Genomic DNA, 16,866 nt, shown 5'->3' on the forward strand with positions numbered 1-16,866 from the left:
GAGAGGACGACATGAACGAAGCATATATCTGCGATGCTGTGCGCACCCCGATCGGCCGTTACGGCGGCGCGCTGAAGGACGTGCGCGCCGACGACCTGGGCGCCGTGCCGCTGCGCGAACTGATGCGCCGTAATCCCGGCGTTCAATGGGACCAGGTGGACGACGTGATCTACGGCTGCGCCAACCAGGCCGGCGAAGACAACCGCAACGTGGCGCGCATGTCGGCGCTGCTGGCCGGGCTGCCGCAGGAGGTGCCGGGTTCCACCGTCAACCGCTTGTGCGGTTCGGGCATGGACGCCATCGGCACGGCGGCCCGCGCGATCCAGGCCGGCGACGCCTGTCTGATGATCGCCGGCGGCGTGGAGTCGATGACGCGCGCGCCTTTCGTCATGGGCAAGGCCGATGCGGCGTTCACGCGCAGCGCGTCCTTGCAGGACACCACGATGGGCTGGCGCTTCATCAACAAGGCGCTGAAGGAAGCCTACGGCGTCGAGACCATGCCGGAGACGGCGGAAAACGTCGCCCAGGACTATGGCGTCAGCCGCGCCGACCAGGATGCGTTCGCGCTGGCCAGCCAGAACAAGACCGCCGTCGCCATCGCCGAGGGCATTTTCCAGCGCGAGATCGTGCCGGTGCCGCTGCCCCAGAAAAAAGGCGATCCGCTGCTGTTCACGCAGGACGAGCATCCGCGCGCCACCACCATCGAGGCGCTGGCCAAGCTGAAAGGCGTGGTGCGGCCCGACGGCAGCGTCACCGCCGGCAACGCCTCCGGCATCAACGACGGCGCCTGCGCGCTGCTGATCGCCAGCGGCGAGGCGGCAGGACGGCACGGGCTGAAGCCGCTGGCGCGCATCGTCGGCATGGCGACGGCAGGCGTGGCGCCGCGCGTGATGGGCATAGGCCCGGTGCCGGCGGTGCAAAAGCTGTTGCGCCAGACCGGCCTGACGCTGGAGCAGATGGACGTGATCGAACTGAACGAAGCCTTTGCCGCGCAGGGCCTGGCCGTGCTGCGCCAGCTCGGCCTGCGGGACGACGATGCGCGCGTCAATCCCAATGGCGGCGCCATCGCGCTGGGCCATCCGCTGGGCATGAGCGGCGCGCGCCTGGTGAGCACGGCGACCTACCAGTTGCATCGCACTGGCGGCCGTTATGCGCTATGCACCATGTGCATAGGCGTGGGGCAGGGCATTGCGATGATCATCGAAAGAGTGTGATTCAATGTAGTGTGTAGAGAAGTGGTGGAGACAAAAATGAAAAAACAAAATCAAGACTGGAGGCCGACATGCTAGCCAATTTCGCCGGCGTGCTGTTTGACGGCATTGCCTACGGCAGCCTGCTGTTCCTCATCAGCGTCGGCCTGTCGGTCACGATGGGCATGATGAACTTCATCAACCTGGCCCACGGCGCCTTTGCCATGCTGGGCGGCTATGTCAGCGTGACCGTGCTGGCGCGGCTGGGCGTGCCGTTCCTGGCCTCGCTGCCGCTGGCCTTCCTGGCCTCGGCCGCGGCCGGGCTGGTGCTGGAGCGGCTGCTGTACCGCCGCCTGTACCGGGCCAGCCACCTGGACCAGGTGCTGTTCTCGATCGGCCTGACCTTCATGTCGGTGGCCGGCGCGACCTGGCTGTTTGGGCCGTCGCAGCAGCCGGTGACGCTGCCGGACTGGCTGCGCGGCCAGGTGCCGCTGTTCGGGCTAGAAGTGGGCGCCTATCGATTGTTCCTGATCGGCGTGGTGGTGCTGGTCACGCTGGCGCTGGGACTGCTGATCGAACGAACGCGCTTCGGCGCGCAGATCCGCGCGTCGGTGGACAACCAGACCGCGTCCGCCGGCCTGGGCATCAATGTCGGCCTGGTGTTCAGCCTGACCTTCGCGCTGGGCTCCGGCCTGGCGGGCCTGGGCGGCGGTCTTGGCATCGACGTGCTGGGCCTTGATCCCACCTTCCCGGTCAAATACATGGTTTACTTCCTGCTGGTGGTCGCCGTGGGTGGCGCCGGCACCATCAAGGGGCCGCTGCTGGCGGCGCTGATACTGGGCGTATTCGACGTGGCCGGCAAATACTACGTGCCGCAGGTGGGCGCCTTCGTCATCTACGGCTTGATGGTGGTGCTGCTGATCCTGTTCCCGGCCGGCCTGATAAGGAGAAAAGCATGAACGCCTTCGCCGAAGCCGCCGTCAAACCGGCGCACGCCGCCACCAACCAGGCACCTGGCATGAACCCACTCCGTTTGCCCAACGACCGCTGGTCGCCGCTGGAAATCGCCTTCTGGCTGCTGCCGGTGGCTGCGTACTTCGCCTTCCCCGGCTATCTGGTGCTGATCAGCCAGATCATGATCGTCGGCCTGTTCGCCTTGTCGCTGGACCTGATGCTGGGCTACGCCGGCATCGTCTCGCTGGGCCACGCCGCTTTCTTCGGCCTCGGCGCCTACACCGCCGGGCTGCTGTCGGTGCACGGCTGGAGCGAGCCGCTCAGCGGCCTGCTGGCCGGCGCCGTGGTGGCTGGCCTGTTCGGTTTCGTCGTGTCCTTCCTGGTGGTGCGCGGACAGGACCTGACGCGGCTGATGGTCACGCTGGGCATAGGCCTGATGCTGTTCGAGGCGGCCAACAAGGCTTCCTTCCTCACCGGCGGCGTGGATGGCTTGTCCGGCATGATGGTCGGTAAATTGTTCGGCGCCTTCGAGTTCGATTTGAACGGCAATGTCGCCTACTGCTACAGCTTCGCCGTGCTGTTCATCGTGTTCGTCGTGTTGCGCCGGGTGGTGAAGTCGCCGTTCGGCTTGAGCCTGATCGGCATCCGCGAGGGCGCGCGCCGCATGCCGGCGCTGGGCGTCAACGTCAACCGCCGGCTGGTGGCCGTGTTCACGCTTGCCGCCACGGTGGCCGGCCTGGCCGGCGCGCTGCTGGCGCAGACCACGCAGTTCGTGGGACTGGACTCGCTGGGCTTCCCGCGTTCGGCCGAACTGCTGATCATGCTGGTGCTGGGCGGGACCGGCCGCCTGTACGGCGCGCTGGTCGGCGCCGCCGTGTTCATGCTGGCGCAGGACTATATCGCCGGACTCAATCCGGCCTACTGGCAGTTTTATATCGGCCTGCTGCTGATGGTGATCGTGCTGTTCGCGCGCGGCGGCATCCTGGGCGGGCTGGAAAAAATGGCATCGCGTTTCAAACGGAAGGAGCAGGCATGAGCCAGGACATTACACTGCGCACGGAAGGCCTGACCAAGCGCTGGGGGCCGTTCGTCGCCAACAGCGACGTCAGCCTGACCTTCGAACCCGGTGCGCGCCACGCGCTGATCGGTCCCAACGGCGCCGGCAAGACCACCTTCATCAATCTGCTGACGGGCGGCTTCATGCCCAGCAGCGGCAAGGTCTACCTGGGCGGCGAGGACATCACGCACCTGCCGCAGCACCAGCGGGTGGGGCGCGGCATGACGCGCACCTTCCAGCTCAACACGCTGTTCGCCGGCATGACGGTGCTGGAATCGGTGGCGCTGGCGATCTGCGAGCGGCGCGGCCTGCAATCGGTCTGGTACAAGACGGTCGCCAAACATGCCGACGTGATCGACGAGGCGATGGCCTTGCTGGCCACGCTCAAGCTGACCGACCAGGCCAACAGCGTCACGCGCAGCATGGCCTACGGTAAGCAGCGGCTGGTGGAAATCGCGCTGGCGCTGGCCACCAGGCCGCGCATCCTGCTGCTGGACGAGCCGGCCGCCGGCATCCCGCAGGCGGAGAGCAAGGAGCTGTTCGAGGTGCTGGCGCAATTGCCGCGCGATGTGACGGTGCTGTTCATCGAACACGATATGGGACTGGTGTTCCGCTTCGCCGACCGTATCACGGTGATGGTGGGCGGCAAAGTGCTGACCGAGGGCACGCCGGCGGAGATCGCGGCCGATCCGCGCGTCAAGGAAGTCTATCTGGGGGAGGCCGAACATGGGTGAACTGCTGGCGCTCGATAAAGTCACCGCCGGTTACGGCGAGTCCATCGTGCTTGAAGAAGTATCGTTCACGCTGAACGAGGGCGACAGCCTGGCGCTGCTGGGCCGCAACGGCGTCGGCAAAACCAGCCTGCTGGTGACGCTGATGGGATTGACACGGCTGCACGGCGGCGGCATCCGCTGGGCCGGCGGCGACATCGCGCGCATGCCCACGCACCGGCGCGCGCGCGCGGGCCTGGGCTGGGTGCCGCAGGAGCGGCATATGTTCCCGTCGCTGACGGTGGAGGAACACCTGACGGTGGTGGCGCGTCCGGGCCGCTGGAATCTGCAAAAGGTGTACGAGATCTTCCCGCGCCTGGCCGAACGCCGCGCCAACATGGGCAACCAGTTGTCCGGCGGCGAGCAGCAGATGGTGGCGATTGCGCGCGCGCTGATGACCAACCCGCGCATCCTGCTGCTGGACGAGCCGATGGAAGGCCTCGCCCCCATCATCGTGCAGGAGCTGGTGCGGGTGATACGCCGGCTGGTGCAGGAGGAGGGCATGTCGGTGATCGTGGTCGAGCAGCATGCGCGGCTGGCGTTGTCGCTGACCCAGCGCGCCATCGTGCTCGATCGCGGCCGCATCGTCCACGACTCGGACAGCGCCAGCCTGCTGGCCGACGGCGACAAGCTGGATCGCCTGGTCGCCGTGGCCTGAGGCTTTTGTGCTGATGGCGGCATCCGGCATGCCGCCATCGGCTTACTATTTTTTGTCGTAGATGCCGACGCTGACCATGTATTTGTCGTCCACCTTGCGCACGAAGGCGGACTTGGGTTCAAGCGCCTTGGACGTAGGATTTGGCCACACATAGTCCACCCAGCCCGGTTTGCCGGACTGGGCGACCTTCCTCATCTCCTGGGTGAAGTATTTGCCGTTGGAGTCTTTCAGCTCGGTCATGTCCTTGCCGTTCATTTTCGGCAGCAGGGGATGGCAGACCATCTTGCATTGCATGTCCTGCACCACGACATACACCTCGCCCTGGATATAGCCTTGCTTGGGATCGGCGAACTCCTTGCAGGCTTCGTCGACGCCTTTTTTCTGGATGTTGGCCGCCGCCTTGTCCGCGAGCTCGATGGCGGCGGTCTTGGCGGCGTTTTGCGCGAACGCGGGCAGGGTGGGGACAAGCAGCATGGCGGTCAGGCCGGCGATGGCGTAGCGTTTCATAAGGTCTCCTGTTGTAGTCATGGGCGCACCCGGATGCCGGGCGGCAGACCATGATACCTCAAGGCTGTGCGATTAAAACACTATTGTGCGGTAGTCGAACACTATGTTTTTCAGCTTTCCTCGCGCGCGGCGGGCACGGCCTTGCTCAGCGGCGCGCGGCTTTGTTCGTTGTTTTCCTGCACCAGCTTGGTCAGCAGCTCCATGAATTTCAGCTGCTCCGGGCCGCTGAGCGGGGCCAGCAGACGGCGCCTCAAGCGCTGCGATCCTGGAATCAGATCGGCCAGCAGCTGTTCGCCTGCAGCGGTGATGGTCAGGGCGCGCTGGCGGCGGTTGGTCGGAATGACGGTGCGGTTCAGCAGTCCCTTTTCTTCCAGCCGCCCGCAGACGGTGGCGCCGGTGGAGGTATCGATGCCGCTGATGGCCGACAGCGATACCTGGTCGATGCCGGCGTGGCTTTCCAGATTGCGCAGCATCGCGTACTGCACCGGGGTCAGCTCGTCGCCCATTTCGTCGTAAAAAATCGACACCGAGATTTGCTGCGCCCGGCGCAGCAAGTGGCCCGGGTGTTCGTACAGATTGGTCAATTGGCTCTCTGTTTCAGGCATGGCGTGGTCTCCGCGTGCGCGGTGTAAAAAAGAATTCGTACCGGGTGTTTACTTTGCCGGTTTCAGGGCTATACTTTACAACATTCAGTGCACTGAATATTAATCTAAAACGGAACGAGGAGACGAGATGTACCCTAAAAATACCTGGTACGTGGCCTGCACCCCGGACGAAATCGACGGCAAGCCGCTGGGACGCCAGATCTGCGGCGAGAAGATCGTGTTTTATCGCGGCGCGGAGGGCAAGGTGGCGGCGGTGGAGGATTTCTGCCCGCACCGCGGCGCGCCGCTGTCGCTGGGCTTCGTGCGGGACGGCCAGCTGGTGTGCGGTTACCACGGCCTGGAGATGGGCTGCGACGGCAAGGTGATCAGCATGCCGGGCCAGCGCGTGCGCGGCTTCCCCTGCATCCGCAGCTATCCGGTGGAAGAGCGCTACGGCTTTATCTGGGTCTGGACCGGCGAGCGCGAACTGGCCGATCCGGCGCTGATCCATCATCTGGAATGGGCGGACAATCCAGCCTGGGCCTACGGCGGCGGCCTGTATCACATCAACTGCGAATACCGCCTGATGATCGACAACCTGATGGACCTGACGCACGAGACCTATGTGCACGCGTCGAGCATCGGCCAGAAGGAGATCGACGAGGCGCCGGTCAGCACCCGGGTCGAGGGCGAAGAAGTGATCACCAGCCGCTACATGGAAAACATCATGGCGCCGCCGTTCTGGCGCGCGGCCCTGCGCGGCAACGGCCTGGCGGACGACGTGCCGGTGGACCGCTGGCAGATCTGCCGCTTCACGGCGCCCAGCCACGTGATGATCGAGGTCGGCGTGGCGCATGCGGGCAAGGGCGGCTACGACGCGGCGCCGGAACACAAGGCTTCCAGCATCGTGGTCGATTTCATCACGCCGGAAAGCGAGACGTCGCACTGGTACTTCTGGGGCATGGCGCGCAACTTCAAGCCCGACGACAAGGAGCTGACCGACACCATCCGCGAAGGCCAGGGCAAGATCTTCGGCGAGGACCGGGCGATGCTGGAGCTACAGCAGGCCAACATCCTGCGCCATCCCGAACGCAAGCTGCTGATGCTGAATATCGATGCCGGCGGCGTGCAGTCGCGCCGCGTGCTGGACCAGTGGCTGGAGAAGGAGCGGGCCGTATGAGTACCGATCTCCTGCAGGTCCGGGTCGAGCGCAAGCAGCAGGAGGCCGAGGACATTTGCAGCTATGAGCTGGTCAGTTCCGACGGCGCGGCGCTGCCGGCTTTCGAGGCCGGCGCGCATATCGACGTCCATCTCGGCTCCGGCCTGGTGCGGCAGTACTCGCTCTGCAATCCGCCGCACGAGCGTCACCGCTACCTGATCGGCGTGCTGCGCGACCCATCGTCGCGCGGAGGCTCGAAGGCCATGCATGAGGAAGTGCAGGCCGGCGCCACGCTGCGCATCAGCGCGCCGAAGAACCACTTCCCGCTGGCGGACTCCCAACGCAGCCTGCTGCTGGCCGGCGGCATCGGCGTCACGCCCATCCTGGCGATGGCGGAAGCGCTGTCGGCGCAGGGCGCGGCGTTCGAGATGCACTACTGCGCGCGCTCGCCCGAGCGTACCGCGTTCCGCCAGCGCATCGCCGCGGCGCCGTTCGCGCCGCAGGTGCACTTCCACTACGACAGCGGCGACGCCGCGCAGAAGCTGGACCTGCCGGCGCTGCTGGCGCGGCTGGACCGCCAGACGCACATCTATCTGTGCGGTCCGGCCGGCTTCATCGACCATGTGAAGGCCACGGCCAAGGCGCATGACTGGCCGCAGGACCAGCTGCACCTCGAATACTTCGGCGCCGCCGCCGCGCCGGCCACGGAAGGCGACCAGCCGTTCGAGGTGAAGCTGGCTTCCAGCGGCAAGGTGTATGCCATCCCGGCCGACAGCACGGTGCTGCGCGTGCTGAACGACGCCGGCGTGTTCATACCCGCGTCCTGCGAGCAGGGCGTGTGCGGCACCTGCCTGACGCGCGTGCTGGACGGCGTGCCGGACCATCGAGACCTGTACCTGGACGAGGCGGAGCAGGCCGCCAACGACCAGTTCACCCCATGTTGTTCGCGTTCCAAAACCGCCACGCTGTTGCTGGACTTATAAATCAACTAAAACGAGGAGACACCATGAGAGACCCCATCAACCACCAACGCCGCCAGCTGCTGCTGGGCGCCGCCGCCGTGTCGGCAGGAGTGCTGCCGTCCATCGCCGCCGCCGCCGAGCCGCTGAAGGTCGGCCTGGTCGTGCCGATGTCCGGCCCGTTCGCCTCCACCGGACGCCAGATCGAGGCGGCGGTGCGGCTGTACCTGCGGCAGCACGGCGCCAGCGTCGCCGGCCGTCCGGTCGAGATCATCCTCAAGGACGACGGCGGCGTGTCGCCGGACGTGACCAAGCGGCTGGCGCAGGAACTGGTGGCGCGCGACAAGGTGCAGGTGCTGGCCGGCTTCGGCCTGACGCCGCTGGCCTTCGCCGCCGCGCCGGTCGCCACCCAGGCCAAGGTGCCGATGATCGTGATGGCCGCCGCCGCGTCGGCGGTTCCGCAGCGCTCTCCGTACATCGTGCGCACCGGCTTCACGCTGGCGCAGGTGACGGCGCCGATGGCGCAGTGGGCCGCCAAAAACAAGATCAAAAGCGCGGTCAGCCTGGTCAGCGATTACGGGCCGGGGCTGGACGCGGAAAAGGTGTTCGCCAAGGGCTTGCTCGAAGGCGGCGGCAAGATGCTCGACAGCCTGCGCGCGCCGCTGCGCAACCCGGACTACGCGCCATTCCTGGCGCGGGTCAAGGATTTGAAGCCGGATGCGCTGTTCGTGTTCGTGCCGTCGGGCGAGGGCGCCGCTGTGCTCAAGCAGTTCACCGAGCGCGGGCTGGCTGCCGCCGGCATACGGCTGATCTGCACCGGCGACGTGCTCGATGACGACCTGATGGCCAGCATCGGCCCGGCCGCCGCTGGTGTCGTCAGCAGCCATCACTATTCGGCGGCCCATCCATCGGCCGAGAACAAGGCGTATGTGGAAGCTTTCGTCAAGGCGAATCCCGGCATGCGGCCCAACTTTCATTCGGTCGGCGCCTACGACGGCATGCACCTGCTGTACCAGGCGCTGAAGCAGACCAATGGCGACAGCGACGGCGACAAGCTGCTGGCGGCGATGAAGGGCATGGCCTGGACCAGCGTGCGCGGCCCGGTCAGCATCGACGCCGCCAGCCGCGACATCGTGCAGACCGTGTACATCCGCAAGGCCGAAGCCTCCGCCGGCTCCTTCTACAACATCGAGTTCGACCAGGTCGACAAGGTGCGCGATCCGGGCGTATAGCACCAGGCGGGACGACGGCCCGTCTACAAGCCGGCGATGAAGCCGGCGACGGCCGCCGCGAACGGCTCCGGCTGTTCGACCGCGCCCAGGTGCGAGGCATTGGGCAGCACGATCAGCGCGGCGCCGGGGATGGCCTGTTGCACGGTCTGCGCCATGCTGACCGGCGTGCCCTGGTCCAGTTCACCGGCGATCACCAGCGTCGGCACCGCGATGGCGCACAGCCGTTCCGTCGTGTCGATCGCCCCGACCGCGTTGCAGCAGCCCATATAGCCCGTGGTGTCGGTGGCGAGCAGGCGGCGGCGGAAACGTGCCACTGTGGCCGCATGCTCGGCGCGGAAACCATCGTGGAAGTAGCGGCCCATCACGGCGTCGGCGATCGCCTCGATGCCTTGCTCGCGCACGGTGACGATGCGCTGCTGCCAGGCTTCGCGCGCGGCCTCCGGATAGCGGGAGGTGGTGTTGCCCAGCACCAGGGCGCGCACCAGCGACGGATGACGCAGCGCCAGCTCCTGGCCGGCCATGCCACCCATCGACAGGCCCACCCACACGACCGGGCCGGTATCGAGCTCGCGCAGCAGGGCTGCCGCGTCGTCTGCCAGGTCGGCCATGCTGTACATGCCTTGCGGCGCCGCCGAGCTTCCGTGGCCGCGATGGTCGTAGGCGATCACGCGGCAGTCGGCGGCCAGCTGGTTGGCCAGGCTGTCCCACATCGTCAGGTCGCAGCCGAGGGCGTGGCTCAGCACCACTGTGTGGCGCGGCGCCTTGCCGTTGCGCGGTTCGCGCACGGTGTAGTGCAGGGCGGGCTGGCCGGCGCTGCGGCCTTCGCGGCCGACGCCGGGATGGCTGGCGGCGGCCGGCGCCGCCGGTTCCAGCGCATAGCCGATCTGCGGCCCGACCTCACGCAAGATCGCCATCGCATGGGCGAAGGCGGTGTTGGCCGCCGGGACGCCGGCGTAGATCGCCGACTGTATCAGCACTTCCTTCAGTTCGTCCGGCGACAGGCGGTTCGACGCATCGCCCAGCAGCGCGGCGCGCACGTGCAGTTCGAATTCCTCCCAGCGTCCCAGCGCAATGGTGGTGGCCAGGACCATGGCGCGCCGGGTCTTCTGCTCCAGGCCCGGACGGCCCCAGATCTCGTTCCAGGCAAAGCGCGTGATCAGGTTCTGGAACTCGGCGTTGAAGCTGTTGGAATTTGCCAGCGATTTTTCCACCCAGGCGTCGCCGAGGATGGCGCGGCGGTTATTCAGCCCGCGTTCGAAGTCGTGGTCGATGGGATCAAAGCTCATGCTGTCGTCCTGTGATGGAAAGGGTGGTCGTTCAATGCGGCGATGTCCCGGCGCAGGCCTTGCAGCTGCTGCCGCGCCAGGCGCCGTGCCGGCTCGGCGGCGGTGGCCGGGTCGAACAGCGATGCCAGCGCGGCCAGGTCGACCTGGCCGCGCAGCTTGTCGTCGGCCCGTATCGCCTCGGCCAGCACGTCGGCCAGATGGCGTCCGCCGGCCAGCGCTTCGGCGCTCATTTTTTCCAGCAGGCTGTGGGCCGCCGGCCGTCCGATGACCGCCGCCAGCCAGGCCGATGCCGCCTCGGCAAACACCAGTCCCTGCAAGGCGTCGATGTTGCGCAGCATGCGCACGGGGTCGACCTGCAGGCCGGCGAAGGCGTCGTTCAACGCTTGCAGCGCGCCGTGCGCGCTGAGGAACAGGCCTGGCCATTCAGCCAGTTCGGCCTGCCAGTTGCCCAGGCCGCGCTCATGCTGCTGCCCCATGCTGGCCAGCAGCGCGGCCGCGTGCTGCGGCGTGCGGGTGGCGGCGGCCAGCGCGATCATGGCCGACACCGGGTTGCGCTTGTGCGGCATGGCGGAAGATCCGCCGCGGCCCTGGCCGGACGGTTCCGCCAGTTCGGCGATCTCGCCTTGCGCCATCAGGCTGATGTCGGTGGCGATCTTGCCCAGGCTGCCGGTCAGCACCGCCACCTCCAGGCCCAGGCGCACCCACTCGTCGCGCTGCGTGTGCCAGGCGGCGTCCGCCACTTTCAGGCCCAGATCGGCGGCCACCAGCGCCGCCACGGCCGCGCCTTGTTCTCCCATCACGGCCAGCGTGCCGACCGCGCCGCCCAGCTGCAGCTGCAGCGCGCGGGCGGCGCACTCGCGCAGGCGCGCGCGGGCACGCACCAGCGGCGCCAGCCAGCCTGCCGCCTTGAAGCCGAAGCTGCTCACCTGCGCCGGCTGCATCAGCGTGCGCGCCAGCACCGGCGTCTCCGCATGCCGCTCCGCCAGTTGCAGCAGATGGCCGGTCAGGTCGTGCAGGCCGTCGTCCAGCAGTTGCAGCGCGTCGCGCGTGGCCAGCACCATGGCGGTGTCGATCACGTCCTGGCTGGTGCTGCCCCAGTGGACGCGGGCGGCCGCCTCGGCATCGTACAGCGCCACGGTACGCGTCAGCTCGCGCACCAGCGGTATCGCCAGGCTGCCGGCGCGGCGGCCGGCGCTGACGATGGCGGGGATGTCGTACAGTTGCGCGTTGCAGACGCCGGCGATGGCGCGCGCCGTTTCCGGCGGCAGCATGCCTTGCTCGGCCTGGGCCTGGGCCAGCGCCTGCTCAAAGCGCAGCATGGCCTGCACGATCGCCGCGTCGTCGAAGACGGCGATCATGTCCGGCGTGGTGAGGAAATTGTCGAAAATCGATACGCTCAAGAGAACTCCGCTGCGAGGTCAGACATAGTCGAAGAATGCGGTTTCCTTATCGGACTGCATCCAGATGTCCCAATGATAGACCCCGGGCGCGGTCTTGCGGGCGATCAGGGTAGGACGGCGCCCGGCGGGCACCTGTTGCAGTATCGCCGATTGGGCCAGGCCGCTGTCGTCCTCCAGGAACACGGCGGTGAATTGATGCTTGACCAGGCCGCGCGCGAACACCGTGACGAAGGTGGCCGGCACGCCACCGGACGGCGCCGCGCATTGCGACAGCCGCAGACTGAATTCGCCCCGTTCGCCGCTGGGCACGCGGCGGAAGCCGGGCAGCGCCTGCGTCGCTTCGGCGCCGGCGGCCGCCGGTTGCCAGGCTTCGATCTGGGCGTCGTTGATCGGCGTGCCGTCGCCGTCGTAGATGGTGCCCTCGATGACGATGGTGGCGGCCGTGGTTTCCAGCTTGCCGGCGGCGCTGGCGTCGGCAGCCCACTGCCAGGCTTCATGCGAGAACGGTCCGATGGTTTGCGAAGTGGTGATGTGGCTCATGCGGCTTGCTCCTTTAAAGACCCATGGGCGTGGCGTCGCGGCCGCGCAGCACGATATCGAATTCATAGCCCAGCATCTTGTCGCTGTCGGTGTGTTCCAGGCTGTAGCGCGAAACCAGGCGCTGGCGCGCGGCCAGGTCCGGGATGCTCTGGAAAATCGGATCGTAGTCGAACAGCGGATCGCTGGGGAAATACATCTGCGTGACCAGGCGCTGCGCATACACGTTGCCGAACAGCGAAAAGTGGATGTGCGCCGGCCGCCAGGCCTTGTCGTGATTGCCCCACGGGTAGGGACCGGGCTTGATGGTGACGAAGCGGTAGCGGCCGTCGTCGTCGGTCATCATCTTGCCGATGCCGTAGAAATTCGGGTCGAGCGGCGCGTCGTGCTGGTCTTTCTTGTGCCAGTAGCGCCCGGCCGAGTTGCATTGCCAGACTTCCAGCAGCGAATTGCGCACCGGCTTGCCGTCCTCGTCGACCACGCGGCCGGTGACGACGATCTTCTCGCCCAGCGGCGCGCCATTGCCGTGCGCCGTCAGGTCCATGTCGTTGGGCAGCAGGATGCGCGGCGACGGCACCAGGTTGTCCTGCACCGGCTGGTCGGCGCGGATGCGCAGCAGCGGCTGGGTGGGACCGCGCTTCAGCGTGGATTTGTAGGGCGGGTAGATCAGTTCCGGGTAGACGCCGGACGGGATGGCATCGAATTTCAAGGGGGCCTCCTGATGGTTGCTGTGGTATGCGTGGAAGCCATGGTATGAAATGGGGCGTCGCGCCACAATATGCCGGCTGCTGGTGATATCCGCTATGCGCACAAAATGTGCGATACTCGCACAAATTCCCGGATTTCTTCGCCATGGACACAGAACACGACATTCCCGCCCAGCGCGATATGGTGGCCGGACTGGAAAAAGGCTTGCAGGTGATCGCCGCCTTCGACCAGGAGCGCAGCCGCCTGACCATCGCCGAAGTGGCCGAGCGCACCGGCCTGACGCGGGCGGCCGCGCGCCGCTACCTGATCACGCTGACCCACCTGGGCTATATGCGGCACGAGAACAAGCAGTTCGCGCTGACACCCATGGTGCTGCGGCTGGGCCAGTCGTACCTGCATTCGGCGCGCCTGCCGCGCATCGTGCAGCCCTTGCTGTACCGGCTGGCCTATGCGCTGGGCGAGGCGGCATCGGCCGGCGTGCTCGATCACGACCAGCTGGTGTGCGTGGCCGCCGTCAGCGCCGGGCAGCTGGTGTCGGTCACGCTGCAGCCGGGCACCCGGGTGCCGGCCTACTGCACGGCCAATGGCCGCGTGCTGCTGGCGCACCTGCCGCAGCCGCAGATCGACGCCTTCCTGGAGCGCGCGCAGCCGGAGCGGATCACCGAGCACACCATCGTCAACAAGGAGCGCCTGGCGCTGGAGATCGCGCGCACCCGCGCGCAGGGCTATGCGCTGGTGGACCAGGAGCTGGAACTGGGCTTGCGCACCATCGCCGTGCCGCTGAAGAACTTCCGCGGCGAGGTGGTGGCGGCGATGAACATCAGCGTGCACGCCGGGCGCATGCCGCTGGAGCAGATGATCGAGCGCTGCCTGCCGGCGCTGATCAAGATCCAGGTCGAGCTGAACGCCTTGTTGTAACTCCAGCGTCAGGCGCTGCGGAACTGCTTGGGCGTCAGGCCCATGCGCTTCTTGAACAGGCGGCTGAAGTAGGCCGGATCCTGGAATCCCAGTTCATAGGCGATGCTGGCGATGCTGGCGGGCAGGTAGGTCAGCTTGCGGCAGGCTTCCAGCATCAGCCGGTCCTGGGTGATGTCGAACGCCGATTTGCCGGACAGCTTGAGGCACAGGCGATTGAGCCGGGTCGGCGTCGCCCGCAGCGCCTCGGCATACTGGCCGACCTGCCATTGCTCCTTGTAGCGCCGCTCCACCTCGGTGCGGAAGCGGCTGAACAGTTCAAAATCGCTGCGCCCCGACTGGTCGGCGAGGCGGCGCTCCGCATGCAGGCGCACCAGCAGCAGCAGGGCGCTGCGCGCCAGCCACTCCAGCATCAAGGTGTGGCCGTACTGCGGCCAGGCCGCTTCCGTCAGCAGGTTTTGCAGCAGCGATTCCAGGCGCGCGCGCAGTTCCGGCTGGCCGGCCAGGTCGATCGCCAGCGGCTCCACAAACAGCGAGGAATACAGGTCGCCATGGTTTTCCGCCGCCGCAAACACCACGTTCTGGTCCACCGTCAGCACATAGCCGTGGGCCTCGGCCGAGAAGTCGAAGCCGTGCACCACCGAGGGATGGATGGTGATGACGGTCGGCGCGCTGCATTCCCAGACGGCGCCGTCGACGCTGGCGCTGACCTCGCCGCCGTAGAGGAAAAGTACCTGAAACAAGCCGCTGTGCGTGTGCTTGTCTATATGCCAGTGGTGCACCCGGCTGCGGGTTTCGATCAGCTCGATGTGCACGAATTCGGCATTTTCTCCCCGTGCCTGCTCGCCGTACAGGCCGAATTGCGGAACATCGGGCAGTGCCGGTTTTGCGTTGCGGGCCATGGGCGGGAAGGTCCGGGAAAGTGAAGAGGTGTCGAAATAGTACAAGTTTTATGCTGTTTCATCCATTTTTTTTAACGCCCCCCGGCGCTACGATGGCTGCACACTTACACCATATCGGAGACATCATGCGTACCCAGGTAGCCATCATCGGCGCCGGCCCAGCGGGCCTGCTGCTATCCCATCTGTTGCATCTGAACGGCATCGAATCGATCGTGCTGGAGTCGCGCAGCCAGGCCGACATCGAAGCGACCATTCGCGCCGGCGTGCTGGAACAAGGCACCATGGACATCCTCAACAACGCCGGCGTCGGCGCCCGCATGCAGGCCGAGGGCGCGCTGCACCACGGCATAGAACTGGCCTTCGGCGGCCGGCGCCACCGCATCGACCTGACCGAGCTGACCGGAAAATCCATCACCGTCTATCCGCAGCATGAAGTGATCAAGGACCTGGTGGCGGCGCGGCTGGCGGCACAGGGAGAACTGCTGTTCGAAGTCAGCGGGGTGGAACTGCATGGCGTCGACACGTCCACGCCGTCGGTCAGCTTTACCCATCGCGGCGAGGCGGCGCGCATCGAGGCCGACTTCGTCATCGGCTGCGACGGCTACCGCGGCGTGACGCGGCCGGCGATGCCGGGGCAGGGGCGGCAGGACTACCAGCGCACCTACGGCTTCGGCTGGTTCGGCATCCTGGTGGAATCGGCGCCATCGTCCGATGAACTGATCTATGCGCGGCACGAGCGCGGCTTCGCGCTGGTCAGCACGCGCACGCCGACGGTGCAGCGGCTGTACTTCCAGTGCGATCCCGCCGACCACGTCGACAACTGGTCGGACGACCGCATCTGGGCCGAGCTGCACGCGCGCCTGGAGAACAACGACGGCTGGCGGGTCAACGAAGGCCGCATCTTCCAGAAAAACATCATCGGCATGCGCAGCTTCGTCTCGACGCCGATGCAGTCGGGCCGCCTGTTCCTGGCCGGCGACGCGGCGCACATCGTGCCGCCCACCGGAGCCAAGGGCATGAACCTGGCGGTGTCGGACGTGCAGCTGCTGGCGCAGGGGCTGGAGCAGTTCTACCGCCAGGGCAGGGAAGAGCGGCTGCAGGGCTACACGGCGGCGGCCCTGAAGCGCATCTGGCGCGCCGAATACTTCTCGTGGTGGATGACCAGCCTGCTGCACACCTTTGCCGACGCCACCCCGTTCAAGCGCGAGGTGCAGCGCGCGGAACTGGAGTGCGTGGTCAGCTCGCGCGCGATGGCGACGGCATTGGCGGAAAACTACGTCGGCGCGTTCTGACGGGACGCTGTCAATGGATGATCTTGCGCAGGAAATCGCGCGCGCGCTCTGACCGGGGCGCATCGAAGAACTCCTGTTTCCCGCAGTCTTCGACGATGCAGCCCTGGTCCATGAACACCACGCGGTTGGCGACGCGCCTGGCGAATCCCATTTCGTGCGTCACCACCATCATCGTCATGCCTTCGCGCGCAAGCTCGACCATCACGTCCAGCACTTCGTTGATCATTTCCGGATCCAGCGCCGAGGTCGGCTCGTCAAACAACATCGCGATCGGATCCATCGCCAGCGCGCGGGCAATCGCCACCCGTTGTTGCTGCCCACCGGATAGCTGTCCCGGAAACTTGTCCTGCTGCCCGAGCAACCCCACCCGGTCCAGATAGGCCAGGCCTTTGCTGGTGGCTTCGTCGCGCGGCCGGCCCAGCACTTTGACCTGGGCCAGCGTCAGGTTGTCGCGGATCGACAGATGGGGGAACAGTTCGAAGTTCTGAAACACCATTCCTATGCGCGCGCGCAGCTGCGCCAGGTTGGTCTTGGGATCGTGGGCCGGAATGTCGTCGACCCAGATGCTGCCGCGCTGAACGGGTTCCAGGCCGTTCACGGTCTTGATCAGCGTGGATTTGCCGGAACCCGAAGGACCGCACACCACCATCACATCGCCCTTGTTGACCATGGTGGAGCATTGGTTCAACACCTGAAACGGACCATACCATTTACTTATCTTGTCTATTTTAATCATGGGATTGCTTTCAATTGCGG

18 protein-coding genes are annotated in these 16,866 nt (G+C 66.4%); 10 read left to right on the top strand and 8 right to left on the bottom strand.

Annotated elements, in window-relative coordinates:
- The first annotated feature begins 11 nt into the window (after positions 1–11).
- The 5 genes from pcaF (at position 12) to ABWW33_RS00775 (ending at position 4,629) form a co-directional block, all read left to right on the top strand.
- Positions 12–1,214: a 3-oxoadipyl-CoA thiolase gene (gene pcaF, locus ABWW33_RS00755; RefSeq protein WP_176650288.1), complete on the top strand. Its 1,203-nt coding sequence runs from the start codon at positions 12–14 to the stop codon at positions 1,212–1,214.
- Between the two features lie 68 nt (positions 1,215–1,282).
- Positions 1,283–2,149, top strand: a complete 867-nt coding sequence (locus ABWW33_RS00760; RefSeq protein WP_353397782.1) for a branched-chain amino acid ABC transporter permease — start codon at positions 1,283–1,285, stop codon at positions 2,147–2,149.
- Positions 2,150–2,208: 59 nt separating this feature from the next.
- Positions 2,209–3,180: a branched-chain amino acid ABC transporter permease gene (locus ABWW33_RS00765; protein ID WP_353399189.1), complete on the top strand. Its 972-nt coding sequence runs from the start codon at positions 2,209–2,211 to the stop codon at positions 3,178–3,180.
- Positions 3,177–3,935 (top strand): ABC transporter ATP-binding protein, encoded by a 759-nt coding sequence (locus tag ABWW33_RS00770; RefSeq protein WP_176650291.1) that lies wholly within the window; start codon positions 3,177–3,179, stop codon positions 3,933–3,935. The genes ABWW33_RS00765 and ABWW33_RS00770 overlap by 4 nt, the downstream gene beginning before the upstream one ends.
- A complete protein-coding gene (locus ABWW33_RS00775; protein ID WP_176650292.1) occupies positions 3,928–4,629 on the top strand; it encodes an ABC transporter ATP-binding protein in 702 nt (233 codons plus the stop codon). Before ABWW33_RS00770 ends, ABWW33_RS00775 begins: the two co-directional genes overlap by 8 nt.
- A 45-nt stretch (positions 4,630–4,674) precedes the next feature.
- On the opposite strand, the gene ABWW33_RS00780 is transcribed toward ABWW33_RS00775, so the two are convergent.
- On the bottom strand, positions 4,675–5,136 hold the full coding sequence (locus tag ABWW33_RS00780; protein WP_353397786.1) for a cache domain-containing protein: 462 nt from the start codon (positions 5,134–5,136) through the stop codon (positions 4,675–4,677).
- 110 nt (positions 5,137–5,246) lie between these two features.
- Positions 5,247–5,741 carry a MarR family winged helix-turn-helix transcriptional regulator gene (locus tag ABWW33_RS00785; protein WP_176650294.1) on the bottom strand — a complete coding sequence of 165 codons (495 nt, stop codon included), beginning with the start codon at positions 5,739–5,741 and terminating at the stop codon, positions 5,247–5,249.
- A gap of 127 nt (positions 5,742–5,868) precedes the next feature.
- Here ABWW33_RS00785 and ABWW33_RS00790 point away from each other — a divergent pair, with 127 nt between their 5' ends.
- From ABWW33_RS00790 to ABWW33_RS00800, 3 genes are read left to right on the top strand one after another with little or no spacing between them, the layout of a single operon-like run.
- Positions 5,869–6,900, top strand: a complete 1,032-nt coding sequence (locus ABWW33_RS00790) for an aromatic ring-hydroxylating dioxygenase subunit alpha (RefSeq protein ID WP_353397790.1) — start codon at positions 5,869–5,871, stop codon at positions 6,898–6,900.
- On the top strand, positions 6,897–7,862 hold the full coding sequence (locus ABWW33_RS00795) for a PDR/VanB family oxidoreductase (protein WP_353397792.1): 966 nt from the start codon (positions 6,897–6,899) through the stop codon (positions 7,860–7,862). Before ABWW33_RS00790 ends, ABWW33_RS00795 begins: the two co-directional genes overlap by 4 nt.
- Before the next feature lie 23 nt (positions 7,863–7,885).
- Complete coding sequence (locus ABWW33_RS00800; RefSeq protein WP_353397795.1) at positions 7,886–9,070, top strand: ABC transporter substrate-binding protein; 1,185 nt, start codon at positions 7,886–7,888, stop codon at positions 9,068–9,070.
- Between the two features lie 23 nt (positions 9,071–9,093).
- On the opposite strand, the gene pcaCD is transcribed toward ABWW33_RS00800, so the two are convergent.
- The 4 genes from pcaCD to pcaH are packed head-to-tail and all read right to left on the bottom strand — an operon-like array spanning position 9,094 to position 13,002.
- Positions 9,094–10,356: a bifunctional 4-carboxymuconolactone decarboxylase/3-oxoadipate enol-lactonase PcaCD gene (pcaCD, locus tag ABWW33_RS00805; protein WP_353397798.1), complete on the bottom strand. Its 1,263-nt coding sequence runs from the start codon at positions 10,354–10,356 to the stop codon at positions 9,094–9,096.
- Positions 10,353–11,756 carry a 3-carboxy-cis,cis-muconate cycloisomerase gene (gene pcaB, locus ABWW33_RS00810; protein WP_353397801.1) on the bottom strand — a complete coding sequence of 468 codons (1,404 nt, stop codon included), beginning with the start codon at positions 11,754–11,756 and terminating at the stop codon, positions 10,353–10,355. The genes pcaCD and pcaB overlap by 4 nt, the downstream gene beginning before the upstream one ends.
- An 18-nt stretch (positions 11,757–11,774) precedes the next feature.
- Positions 11,775–12,296: a peptidase associated/transthyretin-like domain-containing protein gene (locus ABWW33_RS00815; RefSeq protein WP_353397804.1), complete on the bottom strand. Its 522-nt coding sequence runs from the start codon at positions 12,294–12,296 to the stop codon at positions 11,775–11,777.
- A gap of 13 nt (positions 12,297–12,309) precedes the next feature.
- Positions 12,310–13,002 carry a protocatechuate 3,4-dioxygenase subunit beta gene (gene pcaH / locus ABWW33_RS00820; protein ID WP_176650301.1) on the bottom strand — a complete coding sequence of 231 codons (693 nt, stop codon included), beginning with the start codon at positions 13,000–13,002 and terminating at the stop codon, positions 12,310–12,312.
- 143 nt (positions 13,003–13,145) lie between these two features.
- Here pcaH and ABWW33_RS00825 point away from each other — a divergent pair, with 143 nt between their 5' ends.
- The gene (locus ABWW33_RS00825; RefSeq protein ID WP_353397808.1) at positions 13,146–13,919 is read left to right on the top strand and encodes an IclR family transcriptional regulator domain-containing protein; all 774 of its coding nucleotides are present in this window, start codon (positions 13,146–13,148) and stop codon (positions 13,917–13,919) included.
- An 8-nt stretch (positions 13,920–13,927) separates the two neighbouring features.
- Here the strand turns inward: ABWW33_RS00825 and ABWW33_RS00830 are convergent, their stop codons facing one another.
- Positions 13,928–14,818, bottom strand: a complete 891-nt coding sequence (locus tag ABWW33_RS00830) for a helix-turn-helix domain-containing protein (protein WP_353397810.1) — start codon at positions 14,816–14,818, stop codon at positions 13,928–13,930.
- Positions 14,819–14,943: 125 nt separating this feature from the next.
- Here ABWW33_RS00830 and ABWW33_RS00835 point away from each other — a divergent pair, with 125 nt between their 5' ends.
- On the top strand, positions 14,944–16,110 hold the full coding sequence (locus ABWW33_RS00835; protein ID WP_353397813.1) for a 4-hydroxybenzoate 3-monooxygenase: 1,167 nt from the start codon (positions 14,944–14,946) through the stop codon (positions 16,108–16,110).
- A 10-nt stretch (positions 16,111–16,120) separates the two neighbouring features.
- On the opposite strand, the gene ABWW33_RS00840 is transcribed toward ABWW33_RS00835, so the two are convergent.
- On the bottom strand, positions 16,121–16,846 hold the full coding sequence (locus tag ABWW33_RS00840; RefSeq protein WP_176650305.1) for an amino acid ABC transporter ATP-binding protein: 726 nt from the start codon (positions 16,844–16,846) through the stop codon (positions 16,121–16,123).
- Between the last annotated feature and the right edge of the window lie 20 nt (positions 16,847–16,866).

It is taken from the genome of Duganella hordei, assembly GCF_040369125.1.
GTDB classification, from domain to species: domain Bacteria; phylum Pseudomonadota; class Gammaproteobacteria; order Burkholderiales; family Burkholderiaceae_D; genus Rugamonas; species Rugamonas hordei.